Origin of the sequence: Shewanella surugensis (assembly GCF_023284005.1) — a bacterium.
GTDB lineage: Bacteria > Pseudomonadota > Gammaproteobacteria > Enterobacterales > Shewanellaceae > Shewanella > Shewanella surugensis.
The window spans coordinates 1-3,042 of record NZ_JAKIKS010000246.1 but is presented as its reverse complement, the minus strand read 5'-3'; the positions used below and the strand labels follow the sequence as shown (position 1 = coordinate 3,042).

Below are 3,042 nucleotides of genomic sequence, written 5' to 3'. Positions count from 1 at the left end.
TGGTTTTTCATTTGAGAACCTTGGCCGATTTTGTGAGAGATTGAAGCTTATAGGCAGCTAACCCTCTTTTCTATACCAAAGTGTGTCGGTTATTATGGCAATCTAAGTTTTACCCACTTAAATGCCACTGGAATAGACATTTCGCCAGCATGCTATAGCGCATTTAGTCGGTTGATGCGCTTGACGCTGCGGCCACTACAATGATCGTAATGCCAGAGCATCAACTCACTTTCACCGTCCAAGCTTTTTCTTGGATCGTTTCGTCAAAAATCAAAACGCTCAACGCTTCTCACTGTCGATTTAACCTGCTGCCATTAATCTTTGGAAGTGTAGTCTTGATCAGATAAAAGCCGAGTGATCTTGTCATGACTGAGCTCACCTTCGACCATGTCTGACAGACCTGTAGCCGTCACAGCACCAAAGGTGCTTAGCAAAGAGTCGGTATATAAATCAAGAGTAGCTTTTTTCATCAGACAAGAACACCAGATATGAGCTGCGTAACATCAGATAAAAAAATAAAAGTAGTGAAAAGACGCTGCTATAGATTCACAAAAAAATAGTCCCTGTATCAAGATTGACCTTGGATCTACAAGGCTACAGAATGCTGGGAGAACTGACCAACAGGAAAGTAGAAAGAACCAAGGATATGAAACATTCAATACTCTATAAACTGGTCTAAAGTTAAGGAATGAGTGCTAATTATGGGGGAATATATGGCTCAAGAGCTCGAAAAGATGACTAAATCTTTCTCTATGGTTCGAATATTTTGGCGCACTAATGCCATGATGTTGTTATTTTTAGTCGTACTCTATAACTTTAAACAATTATTACAGTACTATTCATCACTATCTCTCGCGGAAGCCATGACACATTTGGGAGATGATAATCTACTCAGCCTATGGCTTATTTTGGATTTAATGCAATTTATATTTTTAGTCATAGCCTTACATGTAATCTGGTCTTTTATTATCTCTATTTCCTGCAAGCCTTGTTTCACTATATGTAAAGATCCTGGGATCAGGACTCAAATATGGCTAATCATAGTATTGAGTCACATCACCTTAGTATTAGGTGCCAATGCCTATTGGTATCCCACATCATTACTTGGATTCCTCAGGAACACCCCCTTAGCAAATATATGGGTTTTGACCCTTTTATTATTAGCTCTATGTAGTTTATTTTTATGGGGGCTGGTTATTATGGCTGGAAAACGACTAGTTTTCTCAATTATTTCTATAGGTATAGTCTTAGCGGTCTGGTCATTCAAAAGTAGTAGTGAACATTATCCGCCAACAGATAAAACCCATCCAAATATCTTCATTATTGGCATAGATGCCCTACGGCCGGATCATCTTAGATTTCGGGATTCGAACAATCATTTTACTCCGAACATAAACCAATTTATCCAACGATCTTATCTCTATGATAAAACCTATACCCCCCAAGGGCGAACTTATGTAGCTTGGATGAGCATACTTACCGGTCAGTACCCGATTAACCATGGCGCAAGGTTTAATCTCGCCCCACCAGAACTGATAAATAAACAACTGCCCCTAATTAGAGAACTTAAAGCCAGAGGCTATAAAACAACCTATAGCATAGACGAAAGGCGATTCAACCAAATCGACAATGAATATGGATTCGATCAGGTAATTGGGCCTAAGATCGGTGCAGCCGATGCCATCATAGCGAATATAGGTGACATTCCATTAATTAATTTATTTCTCAAGTTTGATGTTTCAGAATCACTTTTTCCTTACCTATATATGAACCGGGCTTATGGAAAAGCCTACGATCCTCAATTGTTTAACCGTAAGGTCACAGATTCGCTCTCCACCAAACAACCTAACTTCTTAGCCGTACATTTTTGTCAATTACACTGGCCTTTTACCTCTAAGGACTTTATCGATGTGAACAGTGTTAAATGGAAAGGTAACTATAATCACTTCATGTATCAGGCTATGCTTACTAAAGTTGATCTTCAATTTCAACAGTTTATAAATACATTAAAAGACAAGGGCTTCTTAGATAACGCACTGGTATATCTAATTTCTGATCATGGTGAGGGCTTCATGTTAAAAGAAGATACCTTATTGGGAAACCAACCTAAAGATGAAGTTAAATTCAACGTTAATGCTTGGGGCCACGGTACTAATGTATTGAGTCAAGAACAAGCCAACGTTTTAATGGCCTATCGCCGATTCAATCAACAAGTAGAAACCGCCAAACAATTTCAGGGGGTTTATTCCTTAATAGATATTGTCCCTAGCCTGTTTGAGGAGCTGGGTTTATCACTACAGCCGACAGACAAAAAATTCGACGGTCAATTTTTGCCCAAAGATATAAGCCAAGTCATGCAACAAAGCGTTTTTGTTGAATCCTCACTTCCGATAAAATCGATCAATGCCAGCTTTATAGATGAGGCTAAGGTACTATCAGAAACTATGTCTAAATATGAGATTAGACAAAATGGACGAGCGGTATTGGTTCCCTCTATCTATATGGAGATGATAGCTAAAAAACAGCGTTCGATATATTTTCAACACTGGCAGCTAGCCATGTTACCTGACTATAGTGATCTAATCTTGGTCGATACCCAACAAAAGAGATGGTACAGTCTAGAAACATATAAGGGCGATGCTCCCTGGAAACAGATGTTAAGAGATTTATGCGCCCATTACCGTGACGATAAAGGCTTCGATTCCCACAATAAATGCCCATGAAACTAACAACTCATTGCGGATTTCATGAATATCTGAGCTGAGATTTGCTGGTAAGGAGGCTAAAGGCGATATGGAAACGAGTATTGAGGAAAAGGGGCTCTTCCTGTTAATAAGTACCTACCCCCTGAAATAGTATGTGATACTCCCAATATTTCAGAGTATATGTCGACTCCCTGTACACGACAAAACGAAGAATAACGACCAAACAGAGTTAACTTACCTCCGGCAAAGCCGGAGGCTTATTTGGGTGACGCCCTAAAAGGGCTTAAGTCCGTGCCCAAGGCACTATCTACATTCCGAGTTTTAATTGATCCCGATG

General features: G+C 39.5%; 2 protein-coding genes. One reads left to right on the top strand and one right to left on the bottom strand.

Annotation, left to right across the window (positions count from 1 at the left end; all coding sequences use genetic code 11):
• Positions 1-314: 314 nt before the first annotated feature.
• On the bottom strand, positions 315-470 hold the full coding sequence (locus L2764_RS26495; protein ID WP_248943334.1) for a hypothetical protein: 156 nt from the start codon (positions 468-470) through the stop codon (positions 315-317).
• A 729-nt stretch (positions 471-1,199) separates the two neighbouring features.
• Between L2764_RS26495 and L2764_RS26490 the strand changes: the two genes are divergently transcribed.
• On the top strand, positions 1,200-2,723 hold the full coding sequence (locus tag L2764_RS26490) for a sulfatase-like hydrolase/transferase (protein ID WP_248943333.1): 1,524 nt from the start codon (positions 1,200-1,202) through the stop codon (positions 2,721-2,723).
• Positions 2,724-3,042: the final 319 nt, after the last annotated feature.